Here is a 17,102-nt window from a genome sequence, read left to right on the forward strand (position 1 = left end):
CGGGCAGCGCGACGCCGTCCAGCGTCACCTCGGCGGCGCGGCCCCCGGCGAACATCGGATAGCCGCGCAGGGTCAGCCCCGCGGCATCCGCGGGCACCAGGAACAGCGAGATACCGTCGCGGTCAAAGATCTGGCCGCTTTCGCGGGCCGAGACGATCAGGTATCCCGCCGCCTCGGCATTGACGACCACCGCCTTGCGGCCGTCCAGCACCACGCCGTCGCCGTCGCGGCGGGCGGTGGTTTCGACGCGCGACAGGTCAAAGCGGCTGGCCGGTTCGCCATGGGCCAGCGCCAGGTGCAGCGTGCCGCCGATCACCTGTTCCACCAGCCCGCGCTGGGCGTCATCGCCCAGCTCGGCCAGCAACCCGCCGCCCAGCACCGCGGTGTCCAGCACCGGTTCGACCACACCGGCGCGACCCAGTTCCTCGAACACGGTGGAGATGTCAAAGCCCTGGCCGCCGAAACCGCCCTGCGCTTCGGTGAACAGGGCGCCCAGCACCCCCAGTTCGGCCAGGCCGGTCCAGATCTCGCCGCTCATCCCCGGTTCGCTGTCGATGATCGTGTTGCGGGTTTCGGTGCCATACTTGTCGGACAGGTAGCGGCGCAGCGTGTCCTGCAACATCTGGCGTTCTTCGGTCAGGTTGAAATCCATTCCGGTCAGCCTCCCATCTTCATCTTGGCGATGATCCCGCGCTGGATCTCGTTCGATCCGCCGAAGATCGACAGTTTGCGGTTGTTGAAATAGCCCGCCGCAACCGGCCCGGCATACTCCGGTCCGACCGGGTCATTGTCGCCCTCGACCGATTCCGAGGGGAACGGCATGGCATAGGGCCCGACGGCGCGCCGCGCCAGGTCGTTGATCTCTTGCCGGATGATGGTGCCCTTGACCTTGAGCATCGAGCTTTCCACCCCCGGCGCCTGCCCGGCGGCGGCCTGCGAGATGATCCGCAGGTTCGAGGTGGCCAGCGCCATCAGGTCGATCTCGGCCCGGGCCAGCCGCGCCGCGAAATGCGGGTTCTCGATCAGCGGCCTGCCATTGGCCGACTCGGCCCGCGCGATGCGTTTCACGCTTTCCAGCCCGGCCTGGCTGAACCCCACCCCGGCGATGCCGGTGCGTTCATGGGTCAGCAGGTATTTGGCATAGGTCCAGCCCTTGTTCTCTTCGCCCACCAGGTTCTCGACCGGGACCTTGACGTTGTCGAAGAACACCTCGTTCACCTCGTGCACACCATCCAGCAGGATGATCGGGCGCACCTCGATGCCCGGCGAGTTCATGTCGATCAGCAGGAAGGAAATGCCCTCTTGCTGTTTCACCTCCGGATCGGTGCGCACGAGGCAGAAGATCATGTTGGCGTGCTGGCCCAGCGTGGTCCAGGTTTTCTGCCCGTTGACGATATAGTGGTCGCCCTCGCGCACCGCGCGGGTCTTGAGCGAAGCCAGGTCGGACCCCGCGCCCGGCTCGGAATAGCCTTGGCACCACCAGTCGTCGCCGTTGAGGATGCGGGGCAGATAGTGATCCTTCTGCTGTTGCGAGCCGAATTTAATCAGCACCGGCGCCAGCATGCTCAATCCGAAGGGCACGATCCGCGGCGCGCCGGCGCGGGCGCATTCCTCTTCGAAGATATGCTTTTGCACCGCGTTCCATTCGGCGCCGCCATATTCCTTCGGCCAGTTCGGCGCCAGCCAGCCCTTCTGGTTCAGCGTGGCGTGCCAGCCTTCCATATCGGCCTTGGTCAGTTCCTTACGCTGCCTGACCTTCTGCGCCAGGTCCCTGGGCAGTTTTTCTTGCAGAAACGCGCGCACCTCCTCGCGAAACGCGGTTTCCTCGGCGGTATAGTTCAGGTCCATAAGTTCCTCCCCCGGACCGGGGCCACGGTCAGCCCGCGGCTTTGTTCAGATCATCGAATGTCTTTCCCTCGGCCACCAGCTGTTCCAACAGCGGGGCGGGTTGCCAGAAATACTCATCTTCGCGGGCATAGGACTTGATATCGTCCAGCAGCGCCGGCAGCCCCTGCAGGTCGGCCCATTTCAACGGCCCGCCGCGATAGCGCGGAAAGCCGTAGCCGAACAGCTTGACCATATCGACGTCCAGCGGACGGCGCGCGATGCCCTCGCCCACCACCTTGGCGGCCTCGTTGACCATGGCCGCCATATAGCGGCGGATGATCTCGTCGTCGGTAAAGTCGCGCGGGCTGAGGCCCAGTTCGGCGCGTTCCGCTTCGATCAGCTTGGTCACTTCGGGGTTGGGCACGCCGGCGCGCTTGCCGGCCTCGTAGATATAATAGCCCTTGCCGGTCTTCTGACCGAAATGGCCGTCCTCGCACAGCTTGTCCATATAGGAGGGCACCCGTTCGCGCGGGTCGCGGGTGGGCGCCAGGCGCTTGCGCGTAGCCCAGCCGATGTCGAGCCCGGCCAGGTCGGCCACCGCATAGGGGCCCATGGCGAACCCGAAATCGGTCAGCGCCTTGTCGATCTGATAGGGGCTGGCCCCGTCCAGCACCATGTGATCGGCGGCGGTGCGATAGGTCTTAAGAATGCGGTTGCCGATAAAGCCGTCGCAGACCCCGGCGCGGACCGAAATCTTGCCCATGCGCTTGCCCAGGGCAAAGCCGGTGGCCAGCACCTCGGGGGCGGTCTTGTCCGCATCCACGATTTCCAGCAGCTTCATCACATGGGCGGGCGAGAAGAAATGCAGCCCCAGCACATCGCCCGGGCGCGTGGTGGAGGCGGCGATTTCATCGACATCCAGATAAGAGGTGTTCGACGCCAGCACTGCGCCGGGCTTGCAGACGCGGTCCAGCTCGGCAAAGACCTTTTTCTTGACCCCCATCTCTTCGAACACCGCCTCGATCACCAGGTCGACATCCTTCAAGTCGTCATAAGAGGTGGTCAGGGTCAGCGCCGTCTGGGTCAGGGCATCGAATTTTTCCTGGCTCAGCTTGCCACGTTTCAGCGCGCCGCCCAGATTGCCCTCGATCCGCTTGCGTGCGGCCTCCGCCGCCTCGGGCGTCATTTCCAGCAACACCACCGGCAATCCCGCCAGCAGGGCAGAGGTGGCGATCCCTGCACCCATGGTGCCGCCGCCGATGACGGCGATGGCGTTGATCGGGCGCGGGTCGACCCCGTCCAGCTCGGGCAGCTTGCCCACGGCGCGTTCCGAGAAAAATGCGTGGATCATGCCTTGCCGCTGATCGGTGCCCATCAGTTCCATGAACAGCCGCCTCTCTTCGGCGACGCCCTCGGCAAAGGGCAATTCACACGCCGCCTGCACCGCGCGCACGCCATAGGCCGGGGACAGCTGGCCGCGGCTTTTCTTCAGCGTCGCCTCGTAGGCGGCATCGAAATCGATGGGCTGGGGCGCCGGCAATTCGCTGACCGCGCGCCGCTCTGCCCCGCTGTCCAGCAGGTCCTGCACATAGGCCAAGCCGATTTCGCGCGGCTCGCCCTCGGCAACACGGTCGATGATGCCGAGGCTCTGCGCCTCTTTCGCGCCGATCTGACGGCCCGAGGTGATCACTTCGATCGCCTTTTCCACCCCGGTCAGGCGCGGCAGGCGCTGCGTTCCGGTGGCGCCGGGGATCAGGCCCAGATGCACTTCGGGCAGACCCATGCGGGCCGACGGCACGGCGATGCGGTAATGGCTGGACAGCGCAATCTCCAGCCCGCCGCCCAAGGCGGTGCCATGCATCGCCGAGACCACGATCAGCGGCGAGGCTTCGATCCGGTTGCAGACATCGGGCAGATAGGGCTCTTGCGGGGTCTTGCCGAATTCGCGGATATCGGCCCCGGCGAAATAGGTCCGGCCATCGCCATAGATCAGCACCGCCTTGACGCCGTCATCGGCCTCGGCCCGCGCGATCCCGTCAACCAGCCCCTTGCGCATATCAAGACCCAGCGCGTTGACCGGCGGATTCTGCGCCTTCAGGATGGCGATATCGCCCTGGCGTTCATATGCGATGGCTTCCGGCATCAGACCTCTCCCCAAATTCACGCCGCTGCGGCGGCCTTGCACCGTGCCGGGGGCCGAACCAGCGGCCGCGCACGACTTTCCGAAATGCGGAATTCTATTCCACACATTTTCGGCAAGGGCAACCGTTCCGGCAGCCACGCCGGTTTCGGTGCCGCCGAACAGCGGCCCGAGCCTTAGACGCGCGCAAAAAAGGGAGACCGCCTTGCCCTGGCAAAGACGCCGCGGATCACACCGGCATCAGCGCCCAATAGTCGAGATCCAGCAGCACCTCGGGCAGGTATTTGCCATCATCGCCCTTCAACGCGAAGGGTTCCCCGCCCTTGGTCGCCACCAGCCGCAGCCGGATCGCGCCGACGCCGGGGGCTATGGTTTCGGCCTTGTCCAGCACCTCGGACCAGGCCTTGACCGTGTCGCCCGCGAAACAGGGATTGGCATGGGCGCCGCCGTTCAGGCCGACCACCATCTGCGCATTGGCGAGCCCGTTGAAGGACAGCGCGCGCGCCATCGAGATCACGTGGCCGCCATAGATCAGCCGCTGGCCATCGGGGCGGAAGGTGGCGTCGAAATGCACCTTGGCCGTGTTCTGCCACAGGCGGGTGGCCAGCATATGTTCGGCCTCTTCGATGGTCACGCCATCGACATGGTCGATCTTTTCGCCGATCTCGTAATCACCCAGCCGGTGCGGTTCGCCTGCCAGGGTGAAATCATAACCGGTGAAATCCAGCCCCTGCGGCAGCACCAGCTGATCGGCCGGCACCACCTTGGCCAGGTCGGGCACCACGGTTTCGGGCGCGGGTGCGTCCAGGTTGGATTTGCGCACCATCACCCAGCGGCAATATTCCATCACCACCTCGTCATGCTGGTTCATGCCGCGGGTGCGCACATAGACCACGCCGGTCTTGCCATTGGAATTCTGCTTGAGCCCGATCACCTCGGATTCCGAGCGCAGCGTGTCGCCGGGCCAGACCGGCGCCAGCCAGCGGCCCTCGGCATAGCCGAGATTGGCCACCGCGTTCAGCGACACATCCGGCACCGTTTTTCCAAACACCACGTGGAAGGCGACCATATCGTCCAGCGGGCTGAACGGCAGGCCGCAGGCCTGCGCAAACTGGTCCGAGGAATACAGCGCATGCCGCGCCGGATAGAGCGCGTGATACAGCGCGCGCTCGCCCATCTTCACGGTGCGCGGCACCGCGTGATGCAGCACCTGACCCACTTGGTAATCTTCGAAAAACCGGCCCGGATTGGTCTTGGCCATCAGTAGTCTCCCAGCTTGATCTCGGGCGCATAGGTGCCCTCGACCTCTTTCACCACCGCCTGTCCGCAGCGCATGATTCCATTCGCTGCATCAAAGGCATAGGTCGGTTCGCCATAGAGCTCCCAGCCCTGGTTCAGGGCCTTGGTGACCTTGTGGCAAAAGGCCGAAGTGTCGTCTTCGCTGAGAAATCGGTAGAGTTTCATTGAGTCATCCAAACGGGTTGTAGCCAAGCCAGATGTGAACCGCCGCAATCGCGGCAAACACCACGACCGCGCCGACAACGGCCATGATCTCTTTGCGGGCGGGTGCCGGTGCGGGCGGGGTCCAGACCGGTTCGGCGCGGTTGATCACCGCCATTTCCAGCAGGGCCCAGATCAGCAGACCGCCCCACAGCACGAAAGACGGCGTGTCGCCGTTGACCAGCAGATGCGCGGCGCACCACAGCGCAAATCCGGTCAGCTGCGGATGGCGCAGCATCCGGGCGGCACGGGTTTTCATCCCCGCCGCCGCGAACAGATAGACCGAGCCCAGCATCAGCAGGTTGTTGATGCCGGTCAGCGCCGGGCTGCGGCCCCAGAAAAAAGCGCCTTCGGCCATGCGATAGCCGAAGATCATCAGCAGCACCGCAGCAACCAGCGCCAGCGATACCGCGCCCTTGCCAGGCTCGCCCATCGCGGCGCGGCGCGCCGGTGCTATTCGTTTGAAGAAATGTGCGCCTGCCCAAAGCAGTACGCCCAGAACGAGAAGAATCATCCCGGCCCCCTGGCTATGTTAATCTCGTTCACATTGCACTTAACCGCCCAGCGCTGCAATGGCCTCGGCCTTGGCCAGCGTCTTTTGCGCGGTTTCGACATGGAGATTTTCCACGATCCGCCCATCGACTACGGCAACCCCCTGCCCCGAGGCCTTGGCCTGGTCAAAGGCGGCGATCTGCCGGCGGGCCAGGTCGATCTCGGCCTCGGACGGGGCAAAGGCGGTGTTGGCGCCGTCGACCTGCGCGGGATGGATCAGGGTCTTGCCGTCAAAGCCCATGTCGCGCCCCTGTGCGCATTCCTCGGCCAGACCGGCCTCGTCCTTATAGGCATTGTAGACGCCGTCGACGATCACCCGGTCATGCGCCTTGGCGGCCAGCAGGCACAGGCCCAGCGAGGTCAGCATCGGCAGGCGGTCGGCGCGAAAGCGCGCGTTCAGTTCCTTGGCCAGGTCGTTGGTGCCCATCACCATGCCCTGCAATTTGGGATGCGCCGCAATCGCGGCGGCGTTCAGCATCCCAAGCGGCGTTTCCATCATCGCCCAGATCGGCAGATCGCCGGTGATCTCGGCCAGTTCGTCCAGATCGGCGGGGCCGTCGACCTTGGGTAACAACACCGCGTCGGCCTCCATTTTGGCCACCGCCTCGGCATCGGCGCGGCCCCATTCGGTGTCCAACCCGTTGATCCGCACGATCCGCGCCCGGTTGCCATAGCCGCCCTGCGCCAGCGCCTCGGCCAGAATACCGCGCGAGGCGGTTTTCTCCTCGGGGGAAACCGCGTCTTCGAGGTCGAAGATGATGGCATCCACCGGCAGCCCCCGCGCCTTGTCCAACGCCCGCGGTTTCGAGGCGGGAATATACAGCACCGATCGGTAGGGGCGGAAGCGGGGGTCCATTTCGATCTCCTCGGTCATATTGTTGCGCAACCAAGGGGCATTTTTTTACGGAAAGTTCAAGGGCGAATCGCTGCAATGCGGCATGGGGGCCGGCGCGACCTGCGCCGGACGCACCGTTAACCAATCCTCAGCACTAGTTGGGCAAAGTTTCTGCGCGGATCGCGAACTGTGACAACAGCGGCGGATCCGGCCTCTGACAGATATCGGGCCAGCCGGCCCGGCGCACCGGGCCCTCCGGTCTGCCCACCCGGCCCGGCAAACCATCGAAAGGGCAGTTTCCATGACCAAGACCTTCCTTCCTGTCGCGGCGGCGCTGGCCATCAGCACCAGCCTGTTCACCCCGGCCAACGCGCAGCAGAACCGCAATTGCGCCCCGCGCCCCATCGTCATCGCCAAGCTGGCCGAAGGCTATGGCGAAACCCGGCAAAGCATCGGGCTGGGCGCGCGCGGCGCGGTGATCGAAACCTTTGCCTCGACCGATACCGGCACCTGGACGATCACGGTGACCATGCCCAACGGCGTGACGTGCCTGATTGCGTCGGGCCAATCCTTCGAGACACTGGCCGAGGCGTTGCCGCCGCGCGAGGAAGACGCCTGAAACCGGCGCCGCGGTGCCGCTAGGTCAGCCCTTCCCAGATCAGCTTCAACCCGGCCAGCGTCAGCATCACGTAGGTGAGCGAAAAAAACAGCCGTTCGGAGACCCAGCGATGCGCCAGCACGCCCAGCCAAGTGCCAAGCAGGGCAAAAGGCGCCAGTGCAATATCGACCAGGGCGGTCTGTTTGGTGAACAGGCCCAGAAAGGCATAAGGCACGAATTTGCAGGCATTAATCGCCCAGAACACCAGAACCGTGGTGCCTTGGAACTGGGTCTTTTCCAGCCGCTGCGACAGCAGGAAGACGGCAACCGGCGGGCCGCCGGCATGGCTGACGAAACTGGTGAACCCCGCCACCGCGCCGGCCCCCACGCCCGCCCCGGCGGGCAATTTCTGCGCGCGGAGCTTGATCCATCCGGATCGCTGGGCGACCTGCCAGGACACGAAGGACAGCGCGATTGTCCCGATCAGCAGGCGGATCAGGTCGGGAGGGGCCAGACGATAGATCGCCGCGCCCAGCACAACGCCCGGAACCGCTCCCAGCACCAGCAGCCTGGCGGTTGGCCAATGCCAGGTTTTCCAATACGGCCCGAGCGTTGCCAGGTCGATCAGCATCAGCAGCGGCAGCATGATCCCCAGCGCCAAGCCGGGAGGCAGGAACAACGCCAGAATCGCCGAAGAGGCAAAGGCTGCCCCGGATCCGAATCCGCCCTTGGACACACCGGCAAACAGCACCGCGGCCCCGGTAACGGCGAAAAAGGACGCATTCATTTCCAGCATTCTGCCCGTCCTGCCCTGATTCCTTGTTCCCGCTCTAGCGCATGGATAACTTCGGCAACAGAGAGTCCGGGCGCATTTCCGGCAGACGACAGATGCTTGCGCGCGGCGTCCGAAGGCTCTAGGCAACGGGAAAATTCATCGGACCGGAGAAAAATCCAATGGCCAGACCCAAAATCGCGCTGATCGGCGCAGGTCAGATTGGCGGCACGCTTGCGCATCTCGCCGCGCTTAAGGAACTGGGTGATGTCGTCCTGTTTGACATCGCCGAGGGCATCCCCGAGGGCAAAGCGCTCGACATCGCCGAATCCGGCCCCTCCGAAGGGTTCGATGCCGCGCTGAAGGGCACCCAGTCCTACGAGGATATCGCCGGGGCCGATGTCTGCATCGTCACCGCCGGCGTGCCGCGCAAGCCGGGGATGAGCCGCGACGACCTGCTGGGCATCAACCTGAAAGTGATGAAATCGGTCGGTGAGGGCATCGCCAAGAACGCCCCCGACGCCTTCGTGATCTGCATCACCAACCCGCTGGATGCGATGGTCTGGGCACTGCGCGAATTTTCGGGCCTGCCGCATGAAAAGGTCTGCGGCATGGCTGGCGTGCTGGATTCGGCCCGCTTCCGCCACTTCCTCAGCCTGGAATTCGACGTGTCGATGAAAGACGTCACCGCCTTTGTGCTGGGTGGTCATGGCGACACCATGGTGCCGCTGGCGCGCTATTCCACCGTTGCCGGCATCCCGCTGCCCGACCTGGTCAAGATGGGCTGGACCACGCAGGAAAAACTGGACGGCATCATCCAGCGCACCCGTGACGGCGGCGCCGAGATCGTTGGCCTGCTGAAAACCGGCTCGGCCTTCTATGCGCCCGCGACCTCGGCCATCGAGATGGCCGAAGCCTATCTGAAGGATCAGAAGCGCGTGCTGCCCTGTGCCGCCTATTGCGATGGCGTGCTGGGCCTGAAGGGCATGTATGTGGGCGTACCCACGGTGATCGGCGCCGGCGGCATCGAGCGCATCATCGACATCAAGATGACCAAGGACGAACAGGCGATGTTCGACAATTCGGTCAACGCGGTGAAAGGCCTGGTCGAGGCCTGCAAGGGCATCGACAGCTCGCTGAGCTAAGACCGCACAGTGCAAATCACCACAACAGGGCGCCGAATTCGGCGCCCTGATGCGTTTTCGGGGCCCAGTTGCGATTCGAACCCGGGATGGCTGACGATGATTTCGAGGGCGTCAGCGCATAGCCGCCGATCAATGTGATCACAGCTTTTCAACGTGTGATCACAAATGTCGTTTTTTTACTTAAAAGGCATGTAACGACGCAAAAAACCGTTTAACCCGGATAGGGGTACGGGCGTATAGCCCCCTCAGATATCGCAAGAGACGGGACGGTTTTTATGAACATCCACGAATATCAGGCCAAGGCCCTCCTCCGCAGCTATGGCGCGCCGGTTTCCGACGGCCGCATCGTGCTCAAGGCTGACGAAGCCAAGACCGCAGCAGGAGAGCTTGACGGACCGCTTTGGGTGGTCAAAGCGCAGATCCATGCAGGTGGCCGCGGCAAGGGGACGTTCAAAGAAGCCGATGCCGGCGAAAAAGGCGGCGTGCGCCTGGCGAAATCGGTCGAAGAGGCCGCCGAAGAGGCCAAGAAGATGCTGGGCCGCACCCTGGTCACGCATCAGACCGGCCCGGCGGGCAAGCAGGTTAACCGCATCTATATCGAGGATGGCTCGGGCATCGAGACCGAGCTGTACCTGGCACTGCTGGTCGACCGCGTGACCAGCCGCATTTCCTTTGTCTGTTCGACCGAAGGTGGCATGGACATCGAAGAGGTCGCCGCCTCGACCCCGGAAAAGATCCTCAGCTTCTCGGTTGATCCGGCCACCGGGTATCAACCCTATCACGGCCGCCGCGTCGCCTTTGCCCTGGGTCTGACCGGCGCGCAGGTGAAACAATGCGTCAACCTGATGGGCCTGCTCTACAAAGCCTTCGTCGAGAAGGACATGGAGATGCTGGAGATCAACCCGCTGATCGTCACCGACGGCGGCACTCTGAAAGTGCTGGACGCCAAGCTGGGTTTCGACGGCAACGCCATCTATCGCCATTCCGACATCGCCGATCTGCGCGATACCACCGAGGAAGACCCGAAAGAGCTGGAAGCGTCGAAATACGACCTGAACTATATCGCACTTGACGGCGAAATCGGCTGCATGGTGAACGGCGCCGGCCTGGCCATGGCGACGATGGACATCATCAAGCTGTACGGCGCCGAACCGGCCAACTTCCTTGACGTCGGCGGTGGCGCCACCAAGGAGAAGGTGACCGAGGCGTTCAAGATCATCACTTCGGACCCGAACGTGAAGGGCATCCTGGTCAACATCTTCGGCGGCATCATGCGCTGTGACGTGATCGCCGAGGGCGTGATCGCCGCGGTGAAAGAGGTCGGCCTGAAAGTGCCGCTGGTGGTGCGCCTGGAAGGCACCAATGTCGAGAAGGGCAAAGAGATCATCGCCGGGTCCGGCCTGGACGTGATCGCCGCCGACGACCTGCGCGACGGTGCCGAGAAAATCGTGAAGGCAGTGAAGGGCTGACACCAGGGCGCCGCTGGCCCCGGTCCGGGTAGAGCATGAGACATCTCGCCGCCATCGCATTCGCCATGCTTCCTGCCGCCTTGCCGGCGCAGGACATGGCCTCTGCCGTGGCGCGCGGATGGCAGAGCTATCTGGAGATGTGCGGCAGCGCTCTGACCGACCCGCAGGGCTTCCTGGATGCGCATCCGACGGTCAGCGCCGATGGCACCATCCAGGTCGACTCCAGCCCGGACGGCGCGGTGGTGGTGGCGCTGCGCCAGGAGCAGGATCTGTTCCGGATGGTCGAGTTCCTGGGCATTCCGGGGCGCATCGCGGTCTATTGCGAAGTGAATCATACGGTCTTGGACCTCTCTCAGGCCATGTTGGAGGCCGATGGCAGCGCGACCGCCGAAGCGCTGCGCGCCTATGTTGCCAGCCAGCCGGGCAGCTGGATCAAGGGCGGCGCGGTGATGGACGGCATGCGCGCCATGCCGGACGGCCACGGCTATGATTTCGCCAACAACATCTTTGCGATCACCGCCCCGATGGGCGGGCGCGATGCCTTCATCTATGCCAGTGCCCACGCGGGCGGCTTTCATTTGAACGGCCTCTATTTCATCGAGGGCGGCAACTGATGCTGGCCCGGCGTATTCCCTCCCGTCGCTGGCTGGCGTCCTTGGCAGTGTCTCTGGCACTGCCCGTCGTGCCGGCACTTGCGCAGAACGCGGCCGTCTTCAAGGCGGGAGACGCGCTGATGCAATGCCTGCAATCGGTGGGCGAGGTGCGCCCCGTCGAGCGTGCCGCCGATCTCGCGCATTCGGTGGCAGCAGCCGACAGTTTCGGATGGGTTCCCTCGGAGGTATCGGCTGGCATTTGGCGGCTGGATCGCAAGGAGGCCGGCTTCGGCTTGTCGATGGAGATCCGTCTGGTTGGCGCGGATGGGAATGCCCATTGCATCGCGTTCGGACCGGATCTGACACAGGCTGACGCAGATGCCGCCGTTGACCGTTTCGCCGCCAGCGGGCGGTTGGGCTCAATCGGGTCGGCGGCCCTCGGCCAGGGAATGAGCCGGCGTTATGTCATTGGCGGACTTTCACATACCGCCGAGCTGTTGAGCTATTCCGCGCCAGGTACAGGTGCGGTTGTGGGATTGTCTTTTGCCGGAGTCTCGCCTCAGACGGTGAGTGCACTTCAGGGCAGCGCCCAGCAGGCGCAACCGGCGCCGGCGCAGACCGCTCCCGCGGTTGCAATCGCGAATTCCGTATCCGGCGACGCGTTGCAGAACTTCACACTCGCGACAGCGCTCTGCCTGCAACACAATCACAGCGGGTCCGCCATCGTGACGGCGTTGCAGCAGGCCGGGTACTCCATGACCCCGAGCCAGATCCACGACACCAAGGATTTCACGGCACCGGGCATCGAGGGCTGGGTCATTTTCGAAACCCCCTCGCCGATGTGCTACGTCAGCTCGAAAACCGTCAGCTATGAACAGGCGCAGAGCGCCGGGCGCGCCGTAGCCGAGCAGTTTTTTCCCGGAGCCGTTCAGGACGGCGTGGCCGGGTCTTACTATACCGGATGCGCGGGGCTGACCATCGCCGCGCCCTCCAAGCGGATCGAAATGGAGATCCTGAATCCCGCCGCCTGCGACTCCGCCGGCGGCACCTCAATCAGACTGAGCATGTAGCAGAAGCAAGGACCGGAAATGGCCGTACTCATCGACGAAAACACCAAAGTGATCTGCCAGGGTCTGACCGGCTCGCAGGGCACCTTCCATACCGAGCAGGCCATCGCCTATGGCACCAAGATGGTTGGCGGCGTGACTCCCGGCAAGGGTGGACAGACGCATCTGGACCTGCCGGTCTTCAACTCGGTGCACGAGGCCAAGGCGGTGACCGAGGCGAACGCAACCGTGATCTACGTGCCGCCCCCCTTCGCGGCGGATTCGATCATGGAGGCGATCGACGCCGAGATGGAACTGATTGTCTGCATCACCGAGGGCATCCCGGTGCTGGACATGATGAAGGTCAAGCGGGCGCTGATCGATTCCAAATCCAAGCTGATCGGGCCGAACTGCCCCGGCGTGATCACCCCCGATGCCTGCAAAATCGGCATCATGCCCGGCCATATCCACAAACGCGGCAAAGTGGGTGTCGTTTCGCGCTCGGGTACGCTTACCTACGAAGCGGTGAAACAGACCACCGACGTGGGTCTTGGCCAGTCCACCTGCGTGGGCATCGGCGGCGACCCGATCAAGGGAACGGAACATATCGACGTGCTGGAATGGTTCCTGGCCGATGACGAGACCGAGGCGATCATCATGATCGGCGAGATCGGCGGTTCGGCCGAAGAGGACGCCGCCGAATTCCTCGCCTCGGAGAAGAAAAAGGGCCGCTGGAAGCCGACCGCCGGTTTCATTGCCGGCCGCACCGCCCCTCCGGGCCGTCGCATGGGCCATGCCGGTGCCATCGTCGCCGGTGGCAAAGGCGGCGCCGAAGACAAGATCGAGGCGATGAAATCCGCCGGGATCGTGGTGGCCGACAGCCCCGCCGGGCTGGGCGAGGCCGTGGTCAAGGCGATCGGATAACACCGGGCGCCCCGGGATGAGCCCGGGGCGCCACAATCAGAATGGGAGGATCCGGGCGAGCGCCGGATCACGACAGGAACAACGGGACCCATCAGGAGACCCACGATGACCGACCAATCCCCGAACTCGCAGTTCCATGCCTCAAGCTTCATGCAGGGCGCGAACGCCGCCTATCTCGAACAGCTTTATGCGCAATATGCGGGCGATCCGGGGGCGGTCGATGCCGCCTGGGCCGACTTCTTCAAGGCGCTGGGCGATGCCGAGCTGGACGTCAAGGCCGAAGCCAAGGGCCCGTCCTGGGCGCGCCCCGACTGGCCGCCGATGCCCGATGACGACCTGACCGGCGCCCTGACCGGCAACTGGGCTGCGGCCCCGGACGAAATGAAGGCCGCCGGCGAGAAGATCCTCGCCAAGGCCGCCGAAACCGGCGCGCGGGTCACCGATGAACAGGTCAAGCAGGCGGTGCTGGATTCGATCCGCGCGCTGATGCTGATCCGCGCCTACCGAATCCGCGGCCATCTTGCCGCCGATCTCGACCCGCTGGGCATGCGCGACGAGACCCCGCATCCCGAGCTGGATCCGAAAACCTACGGCTTTGGCGATGCCGACATGGATCGCCCGATCTTTATCGACAACGTGCTGGGCCTGCAGGTCGCGCCGATGCGGCAGATCGTCGAGATCGTCAAGCGGACCTATTGCGGCACCTTCGCGCTGCAATACATGCATATCTCGAACCCGGAAGAGGCCGGCTGGCTGAAGGAACGGATCGAAGGCTTTGACAAGGAAATCCGCTTTACCCGCGAGGGGCGCAAGGCGATCCTGAACAAGATGGTCGAGGCCGAGGGCTTTGAAAAGTTCCTCCATGTCAAATACATGGGCACCAAGCGGTTCGGCCTGGACGGCGGCGAAAGCCTGATCCCGGCCATGGAGCAGATCATCAAGCGCGGCGGCGCCCTGGGCGTCAAGGACATCGTGATCGGCATGCCGCATCGCGGCCGCCTGTCGGTTCTGGCCAACGTGCTGCAGAAACCCTATCGCGCCATCTTCAACGAATTCCAGGGCGGCAGCTTCAAGCCCGATGACGTCGACGGCTCGGGCGACGTGAAATACCACCTCGGCGCCTCGTCGGACCGCGAATTCGACGGCAATATCGTGCATCTCAGCCTCACCGCCAACCCCAGCCACCTCGAAGCGGTGAACCCGGTGGTTCTGGGCAAGGCGCGGGCCAAGCAGGACCAGCTGAACGATCCCGACCGCACCGGGGTTCTGCCGGTGCTGCTGCATGGCGATGCCGCCTTTGCCGGCCAGGGCGTGGTGGCGGAATGTTTCGGCCTGTCGGGCCTGCGCGGTCACCGCACCGGCGGCACCATGCATATCGTCGTCAACAACCAGATCGGCTTTACCACCGCGCCGCATTTCTCGCGCAGCTCGCCCTATCCGACGGATATCGCCCTGATGGTCGAGGCGCCGATCTTCCACGTCAACGGCGACGACCCCGAGGCGGTGGTGCATGCCGCCAAGGTGGCCACCGAGTTCCGCCAGAAGTTCCGCAAGGACGTGGTGCTCGACATCTTCTGCTATCGCCGCTTCGGGCATAACGAAGGCGACGAGCCGATGTTCACCAACCCGATCATGTACAAGCGGATCAAGACCCACAAGACCACGCTCAGCCTCTATACCGAGCGGCTGGTCGCCGACGGGCTGATCCCCGAGGGCGAGATCGAGGATATGAAGGCCGCGTTCCAGGCGCATCTGAACGAGGAATTCGAAGCCGGCAAGGATTACAAACCCAACAAGGCCGATTGGCTGGACGGGCGCTGGTCGCATCTGGACAAGAACAAGGAAGAATACGTCCGCGGCGAAACCGCGATCACCAAGAAGACCTTCGACCAGGTCGGCAATGCGCTGTTGCGGGTGCCCGAAGGCTTCCCGCTGCACCGCACGGTGGGCCGGATCCTCGACGCCAAGAAAGAGATGATCAAGACCGGCAAGGGCATCGACTGGGCCACCGGCGAGGCGCTGGCCTTCGGCTCGCTGCTGACCGAGGGCTATCCGGTGCGTCTGGCCGGGCAGGATTCCACCCGCGGCACCTTCAGCCAGCGCCATTCCGGTTTTATCAACCAGGACACCGAAGAGCGGTTCTATCCGCTCAACAACATCCGCGAGGGCCAGGCACGCTACGAGGTCATCGACTCGATGCTGTCGGAATACGCGGTGATGGGCTTTGAATACGGCTATTCGCTGGCCGAACCCAACGCCCTGGTGCTGTGGGAGGCGCAGTTCGGCGATTTTGCCAATGGCGCCCAGATCATGTTCGACCAGTTCGTGTCCTCGGGCGAAAGCAAATGGCTGCGGATGTCGGGCTTGGTCTGCCTGCTGCCGCATGGCTACGAGGGCCAGGGCCCCGAACACAGCTCGGCCCGGCTGGAACGGTTCCTGCAGATGTGCGGCCAGGACAATTGGATCGTCGCCAATTGCACCACGCCGGCGAACTATTTCCACATCCTGCGCCGCCAGCTGCACCGGTCCTTCCGCAAGCCGCTGATCCTGATGACGCCGAAATCGCTGCTGCGTCACAAGCTGGCGGTGTCCACCAAGGAAGAGTTCACCACCGGATCCAGTTTCCACCGGGTGCTGTGGGATGATGCCGAAAAGGGCAATTCCGACACCCAGCTGGTCGCCGACAAGAAGATCAAGCGCGTGGTGATGTGCTCCGGCAAGGTCTATTACGACCTGCTGGAAGAGCGTGATGCCCGGGGCATCAACGACATCTACCTGATCCGGATCGAGCAGTTCTATCCCTTCCCGGCGATCTCGCTGGTCAAGGAGCTGGAACGGTTCAAGGGGGCCGAGATGATCTGGTGCCAGGAAGAGCCCAAGAACCAGGGCGCCTGGAGCTTTATCGAGCCCAATATCGAATGGGTGCTGAACCGTATCAACGCCAAGCACAAGCGCCCGGTCTATGTCGGCCGCGCCACCTCGGCCTCGCCCGCCACCGGGCTCGCCAGCCAGCACAAGGCACAGCAACAAGCGCTCGTTGACGAAGCGCTGACCATCGAAGGAAAGTAAACTATGACCACCGAAGTCCGTGTCCCGACGCTGGGCGAATCCGTGACCGAGGCGACCGTCGCAACCTGGTTCAAGAAGCCGGGCGATTCCGTAGCCGTGGATGAAATGCTGTGTGAGCTGGAAACCGACAAGGTGACCGTCGAGGTGCCCAGCCCCGCAGCCGGCACGATGGGCGAAATCGTCGCCGCCGAAGGTGACACCGTGGGCGTCGATGCGCTGCTGGCAACGATATCCGAGGGCGGTGCAAAACCGGCCAAGGACGGCGCCGCCAAGGCGGAAAAACAGGACACCCCTGCCCCCGAAGCCAAGGCAAAATCCGGTGGCGGCAGCACCGATGTGATGGTGCCGACCCTGGGGGAATCGGTGACCGAGGCGACGGTGTCGACCTGGTTCAAGGCGGTCGGCGACACGGTCGCGCAGGACGAGATGCTGTGCGAGCTGGAAACCGACAAGGTCAGCGTCGAGGTGCCGGCGCCGGTGGCCGGCGTGCTTGCCGAAATCACCGCACCTGAAGGCACCACCGTCGATGCCAAGGCCAAGCTCGGCGTGATCTCGGGCGATGGCGCCGGTGCCGCCCCGGCCCCCGCCGCCAAGGCCGAAACCGCGGCCCAGCCCGCCGCTGCCTCCGCCTC

The 17,102-nt window shown here is 64.1% G+C and carries 16 protein-coding genes; 8 read left to right on the forward strand and 8 right to left on the reverse strand.

All coding sequences use genetic code 11. From position 1 onward, the window contains the following. The 7 genes from CVM52_RS16425 to CVM52_RS16455 all read right to left on the reverse strand — a co-directional run. Positions 1-652 (reverse strand): acyl-CoA dehydrogenase family protein (locus CVM52_RS16425; protein ID WP_205964974.1); only part of this gene is annotated, 652 nt, incomplete at its 3' end. 5 nt (positions 653-657) lie between these two features. Beyond that, a complete protein-coding gene (locus CVM52_RS16430; protein WP_100163558.1) occupies positions 658-1,848 on the reverse strand; it encodes an acyl-CoA dehydrogenase family protein in 1,191 nt (396 codons plus the stop codon). Positions 1,849-1,876: 28 nt separating this feature from the next. Then, on the reverse strand, positions 1,877-3,970 hold the full coding sequence (locus CVM52_RS16435) for a 3-hydroxyacyl-CoA dehydrogenase NAD-binding domain-containing protein (RefSeq protein WP_100163559.1): 2,094 nt from the start codon (positions 3,968-3,970) through the stop codon (positions 1,877-1,879). A 226-nt stretch (positions 3,971-4,196) separates the two neighbouring features. After that, entirely contained in the window at positions 4,197-5,228 is a 1,032-nt protein-coding gene (locus tag CVM52_RS16440) for a MaoC family dehydratase (RefSeq protein ID WP_100163560.1), read from the reverse strand. Next, positions 5,228-5,431 carry a DUF1737 domain-containing protein gene (locus tag CVM52_RS16445; protein WP_100163561.1) on the reverse strand — a complete coding sequence of 68 codons (204 nt, stop codon included), beginning with the start codon at positions 5,429-5,431 and terminating at the stop codon, positions 5,228-5,230. The genes CVM52_RS16440 and CVM52_RS16445 overlap by 1 nt, the downstream gene beginning before the upstream one ends. A 4-nt stretch (positions 5,432-5,435) precedes the next feature. Beyond that, positions 5,436-5,981 carry an NnrU family protein gene (locus tag CVM52_RS16450; RefSeq protein ID WP_100163562.1) on the reverse strand — a complete coding sequence of 182 codons (546 nt, stop codon included), beginning with the start codon at positions 5,979-5,981 and terminating at the stop codon, positions 5,436-5,438. A 39-nt stretch (positions 5,982-6,020) separates the two neighbouring features. Continuing rightward, positions 6,021-6,875 (reverse strand): HpcH/HpaI aldolase/citrate lyase family protein, encoded by an 855-nt coding sequence (locus CVM52_RS16455; RefSeq protein WP_100163571.1) that lies wholly within the window; start codon positions 6,873-6,875, stop codon positions 6,021-6,023. A gap of 280 nt (positions 6,876-7,155) precedes the next feature. Between CVM52_RS16455 and CVM52_RS16460 the strand changes: the two genes are divergently transcribed. Continuing rightward, positions 7,156-7,473: a hypothetical protein gene (locus CVM52_RS16460; protein WP_100163563.1), complete on the forward strand. Its 318-nt coding sequence runs from the start codon at positions 7,156-7,158 to the stop codon at positions 7,471-7,473. Between the two features lie 19 nt (positions 7,474-7,492). Here the strand turns inward: CVM52_RS16460 and CVM52_RS16465 are convergent, their stop codons facing one another. Then, the gene (locus CVM52_RS16465) at positions 7,493-8,248 is read right to left on the reverse strand and encodes a sulfite exporter TauE/SafE family protein (RefSeq protein ID WP_100163564.1); all 756 of its coding nucleotides are present in this window, start codon (positions 8,246-8,248) and stop codon (positions 7,493-7,495) included. A gap of 158 nt (positions 8,249-8,406) precedes the next feature. Between CVM52_RS16465 and mdh the strand changes: the two genes are divergently transcribed. The 7 genes from mdh to CVM52_RS16500 form a co-directional block, all read left to right on the forward strand. Further along, complete coding sequence (gene mdh, locus CVM52_RS16470) at positions 8,407-9,369, forward strand: malate dehydrogenase (RefSeq protein WP_100163565.1); 963 nt, start codon at positions 8,407-8,409, stop codon at positions 9,367-9,369. A 275-nt stretch (positions 9,370-9,644) separates the two neighbouring features. Beyond that, positions 9,645-10,838, forward strand: a complete 1,194-nt coding sequence (gene sucC / locus CVM52_RS16475) for an ADP-forming succinate--CoA ligase subunit beta (protein WP_100163566.1) — start codon at positions 9,645-9,647, stop codon at positions 10,836-10,838. A gap of 35 nt (positions 10,839-10,873) precedes the next feature. After that, a complete protein-coding gene (locus CVM52_RS16480; RefSeq protein ID WP_133119870.1) occupies positions 10,874-11,452 on the forward strand; it encodes a hypothetical protein in 579 nt (192 codons plus the stop codon). After that, a complete protein-coding gene (locus CVM52_RS16485) occupies positions 11,452-12,501 on the forward strand; it encodes a hypothetical protein (protein ID WP_100163568.1) in 1,050 nt (349 codons plus the stop codon). Before CVM52_RS16480 ends, CVM52_RS16485 begins: the two co-directional genes overlap by 1 nt. Positions 12,502-12,519: 18 nt before the next feature. After that, positions 12,520-13,401: a succinate--CoA ligase subunit alpha gene (gene sucD / locus CVM52_RS16490; RefSeq protein ID WP_100163569.1), complete on the forward strand. Its 882-nt coding sequence runs from the start codon at positions 12,520-12,522 to the stop codon at positions 13,399-13,401. A 105-nt stretch (positions 13,402-13,506) separates the two neighbouring features. Next, entirely contained in the window at positions 13,507-16,470 is a 2,964-nt protein-coding gene (locus CVM52_RS16495) for a 2-oxoglutarate dehydrogenase E1 component (protein WP_100163570.1), read from the forward strand. A gap of 3 nt (positions 16,471-16,473) precedes the next feature. Next, positions 16,474-17,102 (forward strand): biotin/lipoyl-containing protein (locus tag CVM52_RS16500; RefSeq protein WP_306372764.1); only part of this gene is annotated, 629 nt, incomplete at its 3' end.

The organism is Pseudooceanicola lipolyticus (assembly GCF_002786325.1).
Classification (GTDB): Bacteria; Pseudomonadota; Alphaproteobacteria; order Rhodobacterales; family Rhodobacteraceae; genus Pseudooceanicola_C; species Pseudooceanicola_C lipolyticus.